Source organism: Streptomyces sp. NPDC055955 (assembly GCF_042270245.1).
In the GTDB taxonomy this organism is placed as follows: domain Bacteria; phylum Actinomycetota; class Actinomycetes; order Streptomycetales; family Streptomycetaceae; genus Streptomyces.
In genome coordinates, this window is sequence record NZ_JBHJYS010000046.1 from 1 (window position 1) to 16611 (window position 16611).

11 protein-coding genes and 2 pseudogenes are annotated in these 16611 nt (G+C 68.9%); 6 read left to right on the forward strand and 7 right to left on the reverse strand.

The annotated features are described in order from the left end of the window. Positions 1-707 precede the first annotated feature (707 nt). Entirely contained in the window at positions 708-1358 is a 651-nt protein-coding gene (locus tag ACFC96_RS45445) for a transposase (RefSeq protein WP_376618587.1), read from the reverse strand. Between the two features lie 1979 nt (positions 1359-3337). Between ACFC96_RS45445 and ACFC96_RS45450 the strand changes: the two genes are divergently transcribed. Beyond that, positions 3338-3598 carry a hypothetical protein gene (locus tag ACFC96_RS45450; protein WP_376225382.1) on the forward strand — a complete coding sequence of 87 codons (261 nt, stop codon included), beginning with the start codon at positions 3338-3340 and terminating at the stop codon, positions 3596-3598. Between the two features lie 359 nt (positions 3599-3957). Here the strand turns inward: ACFC96_RS45450 and ACFC96_RS45455 are convergent, their stop codons facing one another. Further along, positions 3958-4056: a transposase gene (locus ACFC96_RS45455; RefSeq protein ID WP_376618589.1), complete on the reverse strand. Its 99-nt coding sequence runs from the start codon at positions 4054-4056 to the stop codon at positions 3958-3960. A 48-nt stretch (positions 4057-4104) separates the two neighbouring features. Between ACFC96_RS45455 and ACFC96_RS45460 the strand changes: the two genes are divergently transcribed. The 5 genes and pseudogenes from ACFC96_RS45460 to ACFC96_RS45480 all read left to right on the forward strand — a co-directional run. Further along, complete coding sequence (locus ACFC96_RS45460) at positions 4105-5424, forward strand: RNA-guided endonuclease InsQ/TnpB family protein (RefSeq protein WP_376618591.1); 1320 nt, start codon at positions 4105-4107, stop codon at positions 5422-5424. Positions 5425-5504: 80 nt separating this feature from the next. Then, positions 5505-6131, forward strand: a pseudogene (locus ACFC96_RS45465) (MFS transporter); the annotation flags it as partial. A 105-nt stretch (positions 6132-6236) separates the two neighbouring features. After that, complete coding sequence (locus ACFC96_RS45470; protein WP_376618592.1) at positions 6237-6908, forward strand: GntR family transcriptional regulator; 672 nt, start codon at positions 6237-6239, stop codon at positions 6906-6908. A 46-nt stretch (positions 6909-6954) separates the two neighbouring features. Next, positions 6955-7962 carry a 1-aminocyclopropane-1-carboxylate deaminase gene (locus tag ACFC96_RS45475; RefSeq protein WP_376618594.1) on the forward strand — a complete coding sequence of 336 codons (1008 nt, stop codon included), beginning with the start codon at positions 6955-6957 and terminating at the stop codon, positions 7960-7962. Positions 7963-8381: 419 nt separating this feature from the next. Next, positions 8382-9027, forward strand: a pseudogene (locus ACFC96_RS45480) (transposase); the annotation flags it as partial. On the opposite strand, the gene ACFC96_RS45485 reads toward ACFC96_RS45480, so the two are convergent. From ACFC96_RS45485 to ACFC96_RS45505, 5 genes are all read right to left on the reverse strand, one after another. Then, positions 9020-9511 (reverse strand): hypothetical protein, encoded by a 492-nt coding sequence (locus ACFC96_RS45485; RefSeq protein WP_376618596.1) that lies wholly within the window; start codon positions 9509-9511, stop codon positions 9020-9022. The pseudogene ACFC96_RS45480 and the gene ACFC96_RS45485 sit on opposite strands and share 8 nt — an antisense overlap. A 97-nt stretch (positions 9512-9608) precedes the next feature. Beyond that, a complete protein-coding gene (locus ACFC96_RS45490) occupies positions 9609-10169 on the reverse strand; it encodes a hypothetical protein (RefSeq protein WP_376618597.1) in 561 nt (186 codons plus the stop codon). A 348-nt stretch (positions 10170-10517) separates the two neighbouring features. Further along, positions 10518-12983, reverse strand: coding sequence for a WD40 repeat domain-containing protein (locus ACFC96_RS45495; protein WP_376618599.1), 2466 nt, complete (start codon positions 12981-12983; stop codon positions 10518-10520). Continuing rightward, a complete protein-coding gene (locus tag ACFC96_RS45500) occupies positions 12980-14938 on the reverse strand; it encodes an ATP-binding protein (protein ID WP_376618601.1) in 1959 nt (652 codons plus the stop codon). The genes ACFC96_RS45495 and ACFC96_RS45500 overlap by 4 nt, the downstream gene beginning before the upstream one ends. Then, positions 14935-16317 carry an esterase/lipase family protein gene (locus tag ACFC96_RS45505; protein ID WP_376618602.1) on the reverse strand — a complete coding sequence of 461 codons (1383 nt, stop codon included), beginning with the start codon at positions 16315-16317 and terminating at the stop codon, positions 14935-14937. The genes ACFC96_RS45500 and ACFC96_RS45505 overlap by 4 nt, the downstream gene beginning before the upstream one ends. Positions 16318-16611 lie beyond the last annotated feature (294 nt).

Below are 16611 nucleotides of genomic sequence, written 5' to 3' on the forward strand. Positions count from 1 at the left end.
ACCCGCTCTCCGGGACGACAGCCATAGTTAGCGACGGCCGACAGGCGACGCAAGGATGTGACGTACTACCCCACTACGGAGGAATGTCCGAAATGACCAAATAAGGAAGCTTATATGGCCTCAGGGTTGCCCTATTTCCTACTATCGCCCCTAGTATGTGATCTGGCCCCTATGGGGTGCTTCACAGGCTCGGCCCCCGCCGTGTTACCCAGGTCACGTGTTCAGCCCGGCCTGACTCAGGATGATGCCCTCGGAGGACGTCTCTCTCAGCACCTGTTGTCGTTCCGACCTTGATCGCCAAGTTTCTGCTGGTGGGAGCGGCTTTCGACTGAGTTAGGAAGAGCTGCCTTGTCCGTCTCCTTTCCCGTTCGGGGTGGCCGGTGGCGTCAGTCCTGGGGGCAAAGGAATCATCAGCGGGGGTTCGGTGGTGCCGCATCGCCGGGAGAGCCTCGCCGCGGGTGTGCTCGCGCCGGACTACCAACGGATCATGTCGGTCTTTGTTTCCAGGTGCCTTAAGGCGGCCTGCGGCCATGGAGTTGGCCCAAGTGCCAAAACTCGAGCTGGTCCCCGCGAAGATCGAGGGACTGAGGCCGAAGTTAAAACGCCTGGTGAGACGGGGCTGAGTGGTGCAGTCGGCGTCCAGGATGTTCGCGGCGGTGTGTGCCTCAGCCGAGTGAGGGCGGCCGGTGCCGGGCCAGATGTCGCCTCTATGAGCATTGCATCAACCACATCACCACCGCCTCGCTGTCCACAGGCGAACGTTCATCGTCGCGGATCAGGCACCGACGGTGCATCAGCCGGGCCAGAGTGCGCTCGACGCACCACCCTCGGGGTAAGACGGTGAAGCCGATGCTGTCGTTAGAGCGTTTGACAACGGTGAGGGCCATGGCGTGGTGTTCGCGGGCGAGATCGACGAGCCGGCCGGCATAGCCTCCGTCGGCCCACACGAGTGTGATCTTGCGGTGGGGTCGGCTGAGTTGTTTCAGCAGCGGCAAGCTGGCGTCACGGTCCTCGACGCTCGCGCTGGTCACCAGCACCACTGGTGGCATCCCGAGGCAGTCAACGGCGATGTGCCGCTTACGGCTGCCCACCTTCTTGCCGCTGCCCCAGCCGCGAGTTGAGGCGCCGACGCTCTCGGCCACCCTCACAGACTGCGACTCGACGATCGCCGCCGTCGGACCCACCGGCCGCACCGAGGCCTGCCGCCCCCGGCCGCGGAGCCGGTGGTGGAACGCTGCGACCAGCCCTTGATCGCGCCACTGACGGAAGAACCATAGACCGCGCTCCAGACGGGAAAGCCGACCGGCATCGACCGACTTGATGCCGTTGCCGATGAGATAGCGCACTGCATCGAGCATCTGACGACGGCAGTAACCCTCTGGACTGTGGCAGCGTGCGCGTCGGCCCTGACTCGCAGTCGATAGGCGTTCGCTCGCAGGCGACCGCCGAGTGGGTCCGGGGCGACAACGGCGAGTTCGTCGCCGCGTTAGCGCAGTTGGCGCAGGTGTCGGTGCGGACGCTGTTGCCGCAGCCGGATAGGCAGCGTACTACCGAGGCGTGGTGGCTCCGGGGGCCCGCACCCCGCCTCCGTCCCCTCTTCCCGCCGCGGCCCCGTCTCATCGGGCCGCGAGCGCGGAGGCCCCCGGCCGACGCGCAACACGACGCGACGCGGCTCCGACCCCGAGCACGCACGCGCCGGCCTCGTCCTGCCGTCTGCTCTTTCTCTCCTTCTTCCTCCTTCCCCAACTGTTGCCAGGCCGAAGTGCGCGTGAGAGGGGTTGTCGGCACGACCGGTACGCACGTACCAGCGGTCCTGACCTGCCGTTTCTCGCTTTCACGTAGTGGAGGGTGCACTAGGGGCTTTGATACCCCCTTTGAGGGTGACTTTGCCGGTGGTTTTGAGGGTGAGTTTGTCGGCGATGCCAGTGCAGGCGGCCGCGTCTCCCGGGCGGGTCGTCACAGGCGTCGGCCTCCCTCGCACAGGCACTACCGTTCCGTTGCGAACGTCTCGATCAGGACCTTCACCGGTGTCTGGGTGGTCGCCCGAACGCCGTCGACTTCCGCCCCACTTGCCCAGCTAATCCTGGGCAGTGGGGCTGGTCTTGTGGCTTGCAGGCCGTCACATGATGGTGAGCGATGCGGGAAGGTCCAGGGACTGGGGACTGCCGCCGCAGGCTGTGTTCCACCAGGTCTGACCCCACGGTCCGCGCTCGTACAGGCACGTCAAGGTGGTGCCGATGGCCGTAAACGGCAGCTTGAGGCTGTCCACCAGGTTCATCACGACCGCGGCCCGGTTGAGGACGCTTCATCCGCGGCGACGACCAAGTCGGCCTGCACCGAGCCATGTCCCGACTCCGCGTCGGTGCCGGTGCCCGACAGACCGACCTCGGTGCTCATCGCCCTCCAGACTGCCGACACCATGCGGGCCGTTGTCCACCACAGCCTGATCGGCCACTCCGTCACAGCCAGTCGGTACGTACTCCGGTACGCGTCTCGCTGCACCGCCAGCGAGGCCGGGCGCCGCTACATGCCGGTTGCGCACTCGCCTGTCGCTGCCTGCGCAACGGCTCGTAGGTGGTTGCGCAGGACGACCCGATCATCCACTGCGCAGCGGCGGGTCACAATTCCTGTACAGCGGTCCCCCAGGGTGCGCAGTCAGGGTGCACAGCGGAGGATACGCAGCACCGTGGGTGCTCTTCGCGGTGACTGCGCACTCCCCACACCGGTACGCGTTTGGTTTCCCAACGCGTACCGGCAGCCTCGACCGATTCCCCGTCACCCAGTTTCAGGGGCGCCACGGCGACTTACCGCGCCCGCCGCCACCTGGCGACCGGTACGCGTTTTGCGGGAGCGGGCAAACGCGTACTGAAACGCGCACCGGTCTACAGAACCCGCAGGTCACAGACTACTCAGGCCTACCCAATGTCAGCAGAACGCAACAGGTCGCTCAGGTACTGGCACCCACTTTCGCCGTACCAGTCTGGCCGCCCGGTACGCGTATCACTGTGTGCCTCAAGGGGCGTTCGGGCCTCTCACAGTCGGCCGGCACGCGTTGTGCGTAGTACCCAGTGCGCAACGCTCCTCAATCGGCGGTGCGCAGTCGGAGTCGGGGCGAACGGACCCTGCTGCGCACCCCCGGGACTCCGTTGCGCAGCGAGCCGGAGCATCTGCGCACTGCACCCCGAGTACGGGGTTCCATAGCGCGCTGCGCAGCCGTGGGCCGTACCCCGGCACCGGTCGCTTCGCACCGGGTCGTGTGGAGGGTGCGCACCTCGTGCTGGGTTCGTAGGCCGACCGTGCGGGCCGAACGGCAGCACTGACCTGGTCCATCGGCCTGATGGCGCTGGGCACGCTGCTCATCTGCGTCATACCCTCGTACACGGCGATCGGCGTGGCCGCGCCGATCGGCATCCTCGTGGCCCGGCTCGTCCAGGGCTTCGCCGCGAGTGGCGAGTTCGGCAGCGCGACGGCGCTTATGGTCGAACTCATGCCGCACCGAAAGGGCTTCGCGGCCAGCTGGCAGTTCACCAGCCAGGCCGCGAGCACGCTGCTCGCCGCACTCGCCGACACCGTGCTCACCTCTGCCCTCAGCCCCTAGCAGCTGGGCTCCTGGGGCTTCAGGATCCCGTTCGCCTGCAGCCTGCTCATCGCACCCGTGGGGGCTACCTTTGGATCTTGGTCAGTGCTCCGGCGTTTACGCCGGGGGTGAAGGCCATGTCAGGACTGCTTTGACTCGCAGGTGAGTACGGGTCGGCACTGTTCACCTCAGCCTATGGGGCGCTGTTGGTTCTCGATGTCATGGCGTGCGACGGTCAGGGGCCTGCCGTCGCAGCTTCCGGCGAAGTAGGAGCCGGAGCAGAGGGCCGCCCCGCAGGTAGCGGCGGATGTGCGCGTCGCACTCCTGGCGCATACGGCGCAAGGAGACGCGTCTTTGGGGGAGTTGACCGGCTTGGAGAGCTATGTCTTGGGCGGGTAGTGCGCGAGCAGGTGTACGTGGTCCTCCTCGTCGTTGAACTGCTTGAATTCGGTCTCGAAGTCCGTGCTCACCTCCCGCATGCGGATTCCACCACGGTGACATGGACAAACTGTAGGATCGTGATCGTCATGAGTGAACTCGGTTGGGAGAAGCGGCAGTTCGGGCACCGTGCCCGGCTGGCACTGTCGGCTGCCGAGCATCTCCTCATGGACGAGCAGGCGCATGCCGCGCGCACGATGTGGAACTGCTTGCACGCGTGGTGGCAGATGATGCCGAAGGACAAGCGGACTTTGGCGAACGCGGACGCCGCGATACGCCAGGCCCGCAAGGAGATCGATTTCCTCGCCGTCCTTCCTGCGCAGGCCGCGCAAGCGGTCCTCAAGACGTACTTCCAGGCCTGGAAGAACTGCTGGGACGGCCGCGTGGACGCGCCGAACTTCAAGGGCCGCCTCCGGTCGGTGATGAGCGTGGACATCCCGCAGGGCCGTGACCTCCAGATCAAACGGGTCCACCGCCGCTGGGGCATGGCCAACATTCCCAAGGTCGGCCGTGTCCGCTTCCGCTGGACCAAAGACCTCCCCGTGGGAAAACATGCCGACAACAACAACCGGATCACCGGGGCTCGGCTGGTCAAGGATGCGCTCGGCTGGCATATCGCCTTCCGAGTCCAGTTACTTGAGGCCAAGCCTGAGCCCCACCAGTTCACGGAGGTCGGGATCGACGCCGGGGTGAACCTGCCCCTGGCCCTGTCGGACGGCAATCACCAGGACCACGGGCGTGCGCCTCGCCTCCCCGATGGCAGCGCCGACCGTGACAAGTGGCTGAACACGCAGGAAAAGAGCAAACTCCTGCGCCTCGAGCGCCTGGCCGCCCAGCGCAAGGCTCACTGCAAGCCGGGCGAGCGCACCAGCCGCCGCCTGCACCACACCTACGACCAGATCCGGGGGCTGCGCGCCAAAGCCACGCGGCGGCACCAGGACTGGCAGCACAAGACGACCACCGCCCTCGCCCAGAGGTACGGCGTCATGGTGGTCGAGGCACTCACCATCACGAACATGGTCAAGTCCGCTCGGGGCACCATCGCCGAGCCGGGGAGCAGCGTTGCCCAGAAGGCCGGACTCAACCGTGCCATCAGCCAGGAGGCGTGGGGCAGGACGGTCACGATGCTGACCTACAAGGCCGGCCGGTACGGCGGCACCCTGCACAAGGTGCCCGCCCCCAACACCTCCCGGCGTTGTTCCGCCTGCGGCTTCATCACGCCCGGCAGCCGGGAGGACCAGGCCACGTTCGTCTGCAAGAACCCGGACTGCGGATGGTCGGGCAACGCCGACCACAACGCGGCCCAAAACATCTTGCACCTGTACCGGACGGGCCACGCGCTCATCCCGGCTGCCGGGAGGGCAGTCGTCAGGCGTGACAAACGCGTCAAGCCCGCCACCGCAAGGTAGACGGGAATCTCCTTCCCAAGCTCGCGAAGGGAGGAGAGCACTTCAAATCCGCCGTACGGTCCCCCGAGCCACGCGCCGCCGCGCAGCAGCACCGCACGCCGATCCGTACCGTGCTGCGCGGACAGAAGACCGGCGTGCTTCTCGCCATCGGACTGCTCGCCGTCACGACCTGCCTCAACTACCTCTTCACGTACCTGCCGACGTACGCGACCAAGACCCTCGGGCTGCCCGACTCCACGGGCTTCATCGCGACCCTGGCGGGCGGCCTGGTCCTGCTCGCGGTGACGAGTGTGGCGGGCCATTTCTCCGACAAGGTGGGCCAGATCGCCATCATGGTGCCGGCGGCGGGCAGCGTCCTGCTGCTCGTCTACCCGATGTTCGAGCTCCTGGTGGCCGCGCCGTCGCTCGCTCTGCTGATCGGCGTCGTCATGGTGATGGCGCTCATGAAGGGCTGCTACTACGGGCCGATGGGCGCCCTGATGGGTGCGATCTTCCCCAGCGAGACGCGAGCGACCGGCATGGCCCTCGGCTACAACATCGGGGTCACCGTCTTCGGCGGGTTCACACCGATGATCATCACCTGGCTGCTCGACACGACCGGCCAAGCGGCCGCGCCCGGCTACTGGGTGGCGATCGCGGCCGCGGCTAGCCTCGGCAGCCTTGCCGTACTGCACCGCCAAGGACGCCGCCGATCCGTGCAGGGCTGAGCCAGACGGCCGCCAACTCTCCTGTTCCGCCACTTCGTTGCAGGCACCACCCCACGTGATCACCAACCCTTGACAGGTCACATCATGCGAAGTGCAATATATTGCATGCCAGTTCCGCAGAGCCGAGGACTCGTCTCCAGGTCCCTCCTTCGGGAGACGGCCTACCAAGCGATCCGGGACGCCATCGTCGACGGCACCCTCGCTCCGGGCGAGCGTCTCAACGACGCTGCCCTGGTGGAGTGGTTGGGCGTCAGCCGCACTCCGGTCCGCGAGGCCCTCACCCGCCTCGAACAGATGGGCCTGGTGCAGACGAAGCCCGGCCGCCACACCCTCGTCAGTCCGCTGGACGTACGGGCCGTGCGCAACGCCCAGTCGGTCACCACCGCCATGCACGAACTCGCCGTACGCGAAGCGGTCCCCCACCTGTCCGCAACCGAACTCGACGCGATGCGGGACGCCAACGCACGCTTCGCTCACGCCCTGCGCGGCAATGACGCCGCGGCAGCGCTCGCCGCCGACGACGACTTCCACAACATCACCGTCACCGCCTGCGCCAACGACGCGGTGCGTACCGTCCTCGAGCAGTTCACCCCACTGCTGCGACGGCTCGAACGCGTCCACTTCTCCTCACTGAGCGGACGCGGCTCAGTGGCCCAGCACGAGCGGATCATCTCCCTGTGCGAGGCCGGCGACGCCGAAGGCGCCGTGGCCGCGACGCGCGCCAACTGGCAGACGTTGCGCCCCCTGCTCGACATCTCGCCCCCCGAAAGCCCTTGACCGGACGCTCCCTCCCGAACAGCCCCTCTCTCGCGAGGAGTTACCCATGCCCCTGAAGGACTTCGAGCGCCACCCCCTCCTGTTCGGCCACAGCCCGGTGCACCCCCTGGACCGGCTCAGCGCGCACCTCGGCGGAGCCCGCGTCTGGGCCAAGCGGGAGGACTGCAACTCCGGACTCGCCTATGGCGGCAACAAGACCCGCAAGCTGGAGTACCTGATCCCCGACGCGCTCGCCCAGCGCGCCGACACCCTGGTGAGCATCGGCGGGGTGCAGTCCAATCACACGCGGCAAGTCGCGGCGGTGGCGGCCAAGTTGGGCCTCAAGGCCGTACTGGTCCAGGAGAGCTGGGTGGACTGGCCCGACGCGGTCAACGACAAGGTCGGCAACATCCTCCTGTCCCGGATCATGGGCGCCGATGTCCGCCTCGTCCAGGCTGGCTTCGGTATCGGCTTGAAGGACAGCTGGCAGCAGGCCCTGGACGACGTACGGGCATCCGGCTCCACCCCCTACGCCATCCCGGCCGGCGCCTCCGACCACCCGCTCGGCGGCCTCGGCTTCGCCAACTGGGCCTACGAGGTGGAGCAGCAGGAACGCGAGCTCGGCGTCTTCTTCGACACCATCGTGGTCTGCAGCGTCACCGGCTCCACCCACGCCGGCATGATCGCCGGGTTCGCCGGCCAGGACCGGCCGCGCCGCGTCATCGGCATCGACGCCTCCGCGAAGATCGGCGAGACCCGGGCCCAGGTGGAGAAGATCGCCCGGAACACCGCAGAACTCATCGGCTTGGGAAGGGAGTTGCGCGACGACGAGATCACCGTCCTGGAGGGCTGGGCGGGAGACCTGTACGGCATCCCCGTCGACTCCACCCTGGACGCCATCCGGCTCACCGGAGAGCTGGAGGGCGTGATCATCGACCCGGTCTACGAGGGCAAGTCCATGGCCGGCCTCATCGACCTCGTCCGCGGCGGTGACATCCCCAAGGACTCCAACGTCCTCTACGCCCACCTGGGCGGCCAGCCCGCCCTCAACGCCTATAGCGGCGTCTTCCGCTGACACCGAGCACGACGGTTCGGGTTCGCGGACTATCAGCCATGGGGCGAAGGAAGGGAGTCGGCATTCCCAGAGGCCTCCCCCTGTCCTGTCCGCGGATCCGGCGCTCGATCCGGGCGGCTTCTGCGGCGCCCGAACGCAGATTTCCTCCGCCATGGTCCTCACCGCATCCGACAACTCCCGTGGAGAGGGGCCAACTTGTGAGGTCAGGGGGCTCATCGCCGCACAGATCCAGTTCGGTCTGCGGCTGCCGATGACGACCTGTCGGGCAGAACCTGACGGTCGGCCACCGGCGAGGCTCATCCTTTGTATACCGTGCGGAGCGCCACGGTGCTCGAGCGTGCCATGATCGGGCCCGGGCCTCGAAGTCCCAGGTCGAAGCACGTACGAGTTATGGCACCCCACACGCCTTGCCCGAGCGGCGGTTCGGTTCACCGGCCCAGATCCGCAAGGCCGGACGGTGGCGCCCGGTCGCGCTGTTACGGCCGAAGGCCCCAAGGATGTCCGAGCGGCTGGTCGGGGACATATTCACCGCCCTGGACGAGCAGACCGTCACCGTTCCGGGCACCGAGGCGGCCGCACTGATCGTCCCGAGCCTGGCCAGATCCCTGACCGCAGTCCTTGACCAGCGCAAATTCCTGGCCGGGCGGATCGAGGAACTCCTAGAAGCTCACCCTCTTTCGAAGGTCCTGATGTCGATGCCGGGCGTCGGTGTCACGACCGGGGCCAGGATTCTGATCGAGGTCGGAGACGGTAGCATCTTCCCCACCGCCGGCCACCTCGCCGCCTATGCAGGACTCGCCCCGGCAACCCGCAGCTCAGGGTCGTCGATCCGCGGCGAACAGCCCTCCCGATGAGGAAACGAGCACATCAAACGGGCCTTCTTCCTCACCGTGTTCGCCGCCCTGGCCGACCCGGCCTCCCGGGCCTACTACGACAGGGAGATCGCCCGGGGCAAGCACCACACCCAGGTCGTCCTCTGCCTCGCCCGACGCCGCCGACGTCCTCTTCGCCATGCTCCGCGACGGCACCTTCTACGAATCACGTCCGGCGGCCACGGTCAGCTGATCTGCGGCTCTGCCAGCAGCACCACCTGGTCGGAGTCGACGTCGAATCCCAGCACCGGATGGCTCTGGTCCCAGTCACCTTCGGGCGTCATCACCACCGGCTTGCTCAGGCGGCGCCCGATCGCACGGAGAAATCCGCACAGCACATCCAGCCGGTCCTGTCCCTGCAACTCCCTCAGGTCCACGTCGAAACCAATCTCGTCAGCCGACTCCAACCGAAAGATCGCCAACACATCCGGTGTCAGCCAGACCCGCAGGTCCGCGCACTCGGCATCAGCAGGCCGCGACAGCGCCTCCCCAGCACGCGGCAGCGGAATGACCACGCCACCTTCGGAGTACTCACTCCGCCAGCCACTCGCACCGACCAGATCGAGGACCGCTTGCCAATCCTGGACCCTAGTACCCGTGACCCACACATCCGGAAGACACCCCTCCCACTCAAGGTCGAAGAAGCCCTTCACGTCATCCCACAGCAGCTCAGGCACCAGGCAATGCTGACCTCAGCCCGAACACAAACGCACCCGGATTTCCTTGACCGAACCCATAGGGGCACCCCCTGCTTCGGCCGCTCAAGGGCAGGCCTCAGTCCCAGGGTGAGGGCTCATCGGCCACGTCCGGGCAGTCGCCGCAGTGGACCACCCACGTACCGTGATCGTCCGGATCGACACCGGCCCAGGACAGCGCCGCCTCCTCCACAGGAAGCAGCACATCGACGACTGGACCGCCGCACACCGGCCCGCAGCCGCGCACAAGCTCCTTCGACGCGGTGAACGCGATGTCCTGCACGATCATTTCGGCGTCGTACCCGGGAGGGATAGGCTCTCCGGCCAGCAGTCGCCGCTCGACGGTGTGCCGCAGAAGGAGCTGACGGTGCTCGTCCTCCAGGGCGCCGCGTTCCCGCCGGGCCTGCAGCTGCGCCGCGCGCACGGTCACGTCGGTGAGCAGGGCGGTCAGCCAGTCCGGTGCGCTGCCCGGATTCCGTCGCCACTGCCTGGCCTGCGCCGTTTGCAGCGGCTGTGTGACCCCGTGGGCTCGCATAGCCCGAGCGACCTCGTGGACCTTCAGCCCCAGCAGGTGCGAGACCTGCACGGGACACAGCGCGCGGTCTGCCTGCTTCTCTGCACTGAGCTTGCGTTTCGCCACGTCGTCCGCCTTCTGGTGCGCCGATGGTACTCCCACGTCCCGACCGGGGACGCCCTCCACCTTTCCAACCCTGCGGCCAGACGTCCCCCGAACATACAGCGATCACCCGAACAAGCGAACTTCGGGGCGTCGCACGGAACTTGATGCACGGCGCCGGTCGCCGCCGACCACTCGATCCGGCACAGGTGCGGCGGACCGCTGGCAGCCGGCGATCTCGAGCTGGCGGCCTCGCCCCATGACGGGGACGAGGCGAGGGCCGATGTGGTCACGAGCCGGACCTGACCGAGGCGTCGGACTCCAGTCAGCCCTCAAGTGTGTACTGCTGACCGCGAGCACCCCTGAAGCCGCTCAGCTCTCCAGGGCGATCAGCCCGTCCCCTGACCCGATCACGAGCAGGCCATCCACGGCCAACAGCGCGTTGATCGGGGCCCCGACAGGCAGCGCGTGCACCAACTCACCCGTCTCCGGCTCCCACAGGCGCAGCACTCCCTCGTCGCCGCCGGTGGCCACCATCCGGCGGCCTGCACGCGTGAGGCATCCCGCGATCGCGTGCGGATGCCTCCCGAAGATCATCGGGCGGTCGGAGCGTGCCATCTCGGGCTCGGAACCCACGGCCAGTGCCGCCCGCACCCGGTCCTGCGGGGCGTCCTCCGAGAACAGATCCACCAGGCGCGTGCTCGTCTTGTCGGTCACCGCCAGCAGCGGGTTGGCGTCGGGCCAGGTCACCGGGGTGACAGTGGAGGGGTAGACGAGTTCGCGGGTCCACTCCGCGAGGCGCGCGCCGGTCCTGGTGTCCCAGAGCCTGATGCCGTCCTTCGAGCTCGTGACCAGCACGGTCCGGCCGTCGGGGAGAGTCATCGTCGCGGCATTCAGCGGCCTGAAACCCATGGGGAAGCGGCGGTTGTTGATGCCCCGCCCCGACGCCGGGTCCCACAGCGTGACGACCGATCCGTCCGTGACGGCCACCGCCGTGCCTCCGCGGCGCCACGGCACCGCAGCCACGGCCGTGGCGAAGTCGATCAGATGCATGCGACGGAACGGGTTCAGGCTCGTCATGCTGCGTACGATCCGGTGGGTCTCCGGGTCCCACAACCGGATCGGGCCGTTGCCGTCTCCCAGTGCGAGCAGGGTCGGTCCCTTGGCCATCGGTACGGCGACAGGCCGGCCGGGGGCGTCCGGAAGTGGCTGCGCCATGGGCAGTCCGCTGGAGGCCTCCCAGAGTTGGAGGGTCTCGTCCCTGCTCACGGAGGCGAGCAGCGGTCTGCTCTGCAGGATGGCGCCCGGTCGGGCGGGCAGCGAGACCAGGTGGTCGACGGGGCCGGCCAGCGGGTCGTCGATGTGTCCCGCCGATTCGGGGTCCCAAAGCTGTACGGTGCCGTCCTCGCCGCCGCCCGCCACGAAGGACCGGCCGTCGGCGAGGTGCAGGCTGGTGAGTGCGCGTACGCCGCTGTTCTGGGCAGACATCGGCGCGCCGAGGAGCGTGCCGGTCGCGGGGTCCCAGGCCCGCACCGTGCGGTCGCCGCCGACGGTGACCAGGGCGGCGCGCCCGTGCCTCAGGCGCACGGTGGAGGCCCCGACCACGTCGGCACCGTTGCCGTGCAACCACTCCCCCACCTGGTTGGGGCCCTCGGGGTCGAAGAGCCGCACCACCCCGCCGCCGCCAGCGGTGGCCAGGGCCTCCCGTCCGTCACGTAGAGACACCGTGGTGAGGGCCGTGAGGGTACCGCTGTACCCGGTGCGGAGGCTCCACACCAGCTCACCCGTGGCGACGTCCCATGCCCATAGACGCCCGAACTCGAAGTCGGTGGAGCCGTCGATCGAGTCCAGGACCCGGGACGTGCCTCCGACGACGAGAAGCACCCGCCCGTCCGGCAGGGTCACCGGCGCCAGGACCCCGTCCAGGCTGTCCGAACCGTCACTGATCGCCTGCTTCACCGTGAGCGACTCGGGCCCGATGAGTTGCGGGCCCACGGGGTCACCGGTGAACGGATCCCACAACCGCACGTTGTTGGTGTCGCAGACCGCGATCAGCGGACGGCCGTCGGGCAGGCTCACCGCCCTCCAGGCGGGCTCTCTGAATGAGCGTTCCCCGGAGCCGGCGTCGGTGTCCAGTACAGACGTACCGACCGCCGACTGTGTCACCGGGTCCCACAGGTGGACGGTCCGGCCGACCCCGGAGGCCAGCAGGATCGACCCGTCCGGCGTCGCGACGGTCTCGAGGGTGTGGACCGGGCGGTCGTACGACAGTTCCTCGACGGGAGACATGGCGGCATCGAGGACCGACTCCGAGTCCCATAGCCGCACCCTTCCGTCCTGCGTCCCGACGGCGAGAAGCTGCCGCCCGTCCCGCAGCGTGAAGGCGCGCAGCGCCTCCACCGGGCTGGCGCAGTCGGTGACGATCGCCGGGAGGAGATCGCGGCGCAGCCTGGTCCAGCGCACGGACCACGTGGCATCGCCGCGAGGTGCCTCCGCCGCGGCCGGAACCCCGACGAAGCGTGCGCTGGTGAGGGCGCGCACGGTCGCCCGGTCCTCGGGGGCCACCGATGCCAGCAGGTCACGGGCCACGAGCGTGGCGGTGATGGGGTCCGGGAGGCCGCCGCGCCCGTATCCGAGCCGCAACGCCTCCGCCGCGACGGCCCGGGGCTCGAGGCGGTCGAGCACGTCCGGTGCGTCAGCGAGGTCCTGCCAGGCGCCGGCCTCGGCGACGTGCCCGGCGAGGTGGTGCGTGACGTACGGGTTGGGGGAATCCGCCGAGGTTGCGGCGATGAGGCTCTGGGCGATCCTGCGGTGGCGATCAGCCGACGACCGTGTCATCTCGCCTGCCCTTGCGGCGGGTTGAGGAAGTGTTCCTGAAAGGTGCGGTGGGCGAGGCGGTACACGCTCTGCCCGTGTTCGGAGTCGAGCATGACGTACGGGGCGGCCGCCTCGAGGAGGTCGTCGATGTCGAGGTCGGTCACCGGAACGCCATCGGAGAGTGCCCCGGCCGCGATCGCCCAGATGCGGTCGGCGCGGGGCAGGCCACGGCCGCGGGCCAGAGCAAGCGCCTCAAGCAGCGGTTCCGCGGTCGCGGAGCGCCGGGCGAGACGCTCGACCGCCGCGCCGAACAGGGCACGGTGGTCCCGCCGGAGCAGCTCGATGAGCGCTTCGTTGCCTTCCGGCGTCATCAGATGCGGGTCGGCGACGATCTCGTGTACGGCGAGCCGGGCGTACAGGAAGTGCCGGTCGTACGCCTGGATATGGCGGGCTGCGGCGTCGACGGAGACCGGGTCGGCGGCGACCAGGGCGTGGGTAAGCCGCAGTCGCACGTACTCCCCGAGTGCCTCCGGGTCGCGCAGCACGGCGACAAGGCGTGCCGTGCCCAACGCCTCAAGGAGGTCACGATCCTCGGTCTCCGGCTGGTCGGGGCCTTCCTGCGTCGAGGCACGGGTGCCGACCACGACCCGCACGCCGGGCAGCGCGGCCAGTCGGCGAAGCAGCGATCCGGCGATGTCGAGCGGCTCTTGGGCCTCGTCGAGCGCGTCGACGAGCAGCGTGAACGGCTCGGCGCGCCGGCCAAGGCCGTCCACGAGCCACTCGATGTCCTGGGCCGTGGATCCCACCTCGGCCCGCTCCCCAAGGCCGGCGAGCTCGGCGACCCGGGCCACAAGCCCACCCATCGATGCCCCGGTCAGATGAATGACGGCATCGAAGACCCTGTCCGGCGGCCGCTCGTCGCTTTCGAGTTCACGCAAGTACCCACTTCTGATGAGCAGTTCACGCAGGTCGGGATGGTTGTACACGAGTACGTTGCCGAGCAGCGCGGACTTTCCGGCCCCGGCCCGGCCCGTGACGACGAGCAGGCCGGACGACTCCGTACGCAGCCAGCGAGCGATGTCGGCACGCTCCCGGTCACGGCCGACGAAGTACCAGGCCAGCTCGCCCTGTTCGGCACCCTGCGCCTTGGGGATGAAGTGGCCGCGCTCGTCGGGGGTCAACTCGGCTAGGAAGTCCTGGAGTTCGGCGTACACGTCCAGAGGTGTGGTGACACCGGAGGCCAGCAGGTGCGGGCGCGGCAGCGGTGGTGCCAGGTGGAGGTCGAAGGCATCGGCGTGGATGCTGCCGACCTGCATGCGGTCGTGCAGGCGCAGCATCAGATCGGCGAGCCGGATCGACTCGTCGTTGTCGGTGTACGAGGCGAGCGCCCCGGCGAGCGCGTCGGCGAACTCTCCCAGGTGGCCCGCCCCGTAGCCCCCGACCCCGACGATCGCGAGGCGCCGCGGCTTGTCCCCGCTGAGCAGCCGTACGGCGACCAGGTCGGCGAACCGCTCGGCGCCACACGCCTCGATGACCACGACCGTCCAGGCGTGCGGATCGGCGATGCGGCGCGACCACTCTGCGTCGATGAACGCGGCGAGGGTCTCGGGCAGCAGCCCGCGCGTGCGCATCGAACCGGGTGTCTCGTGGACGGCGAGCCAGGCCCCGTCGGGCGCCGCTTCGCCGTGCCCGGCCCAGTACAGGACCGAACTCCGCGCGGCGGGCGGCCCGGCCCACCGCTCCAGGCGTTCCTCTACGGCGGACCGGTTGCGCGCACTGCCCGGCACCGACCAGGGTTCGGCCCGACCGCCCAACTCGGCGAACAATGCGGCGACTTGGGCCGCGGCCTCGTCGGCCTCGAGGGGTGCGTGGTGGCGGTAGCGCCCGATCGGCAGGCAGACGACCGGGAAGCGGGCCGGCCCTTGGCCGGTACCGTTCGAGGACATCACGTCGTACACCGTCGTACTCTCGGTCATCCCTCTGCCAGGTCCTCCGGTCGGGCGGCCAGGACGAGTTGGGTGACGGGCGAGAAGCCGCCGGCCTTGGCCTCGATCCGGTGCAGGCCCGGGTCGGGCAAGGTCACCTGCGCCGCCAGTGTGCCCTCGCGCGACACGAGCCGGGGCCGGGCGAGGACGTGATGTGTATGAGCGCTCGTCACCTGCACGGATACGGATACCGGGTCGGTCTGCAGCTCCACGCCGACGTCGAAGGGCCGCCCGGCCGCGACCACGTCGGGCACATCGAGGGCGATGGCGGTGGCGCCGAGCGGCGGGCCGAGTCGACGCTCCGTCAGAATGGCTCGTACGTGGGCGAGCGTCTCGCTGGTCTGTGACATCGCCCCGTGGGTCTGCGGCAGGTGCACCGGTTCGGCGTCGCCGATCCAGGCCGCGTCCCGGTAGACGGTTCCGTCTCCACGCCGGTCGACACGACGCAGCGCGCCGTCGTCGCCGTCCTCACACACGTAGTCGTGCAGCTCGGCGATGCCGTCGCGGAAGGTCAGGGACTGCGCCGTGCGCTGCTCGACGCCGACGAGAGGGCGGGTGTGCGGGCCGGACGCCGCGGCGAGGAGACGTTCGCGCACGGCGAGGGCGGATGTGGCGAGGGCGCCGTCCGCGCCGATGCCGACGATGTCGCCCGCGACCAGCCGGCGCGCGGACGCACCCTCGTCCACGCAACGGTAGCTGGGCAGCAGGTCGTACAGGCCCGGCAGCGTCGTCGCCAGGTCACGCAGCCTGCGGCGCGGCAACGGCAGCGGCGCCCCGCGCCCGGTGCTGAGGATCTGCACCGCCTTCACCGCCCCGTGGTACGGCGTACCGAGCGTGATCACGGTGCGCACCTCCGCTCCCCCGCCGAGCACATGCGTGAAGTACCGCGCGACGAGCCCTCCCATGGAGTGTGCGACCAACACGAGCCGCGCCTGCCGACTCCCGCCAGGATGCGCGCGCCAGGCGTTCAGGTGCTGTTCGGCCGCCAATGCGAGGCGCTTCGCGTTGAGTTCGATGGGCAGCCTCCAGTCGTAGGGGAACTCCGCCACGGCATCCGCGTGCGCCGTCACCCGCCGGATCCCGGCGATCAACGCCGTATAGGGCTCGAAGCCACGCAGCACAGGGGCGAAGGCGGGAAATCGCAGCAGTCGTGTCGCCACGATCCGCCCCGTCCGCCCCTGCCGCTCCTCGTCGGTGACACGCAGTCCGGCCAGGGACGCCCCTGTGGTCCACGCGCGTGCGTACCACCGTGCGTCGCCGAGCCCCCACAGCACACGCCCCGACTCGGCGTCCACCAACTCGCTGCCCATGATGCCGGGCAGCACCATGACCGCGTCCCGGCTGGCGTCGGACGTGCCGGTCGGCCCCATGCGCCCTCCCCGTATTGTTGGACAACACACGTTAGCGAAGGTCCAGTTGGAAGGGCACGGGTCCGCGATCGACACCCGACTCGCGAGTTCGTGGATGAGTCGGTTGCTGGGTGGAGCGTGGTCCGCCCAGGGCGAGGCTCCGCACGTGAGGCGACCACCTTGATGCGGACGCGGCTCGCGGTGACGGGCGCCTCCAGCGGCAGACTCCGCTGATGGCCGATGGTGGTACCGGTGGCGATCTGCCGCCAGGCCCCGCCGATCTCGGCCTCTACGGCGAAACTCTCCACCCGTTGC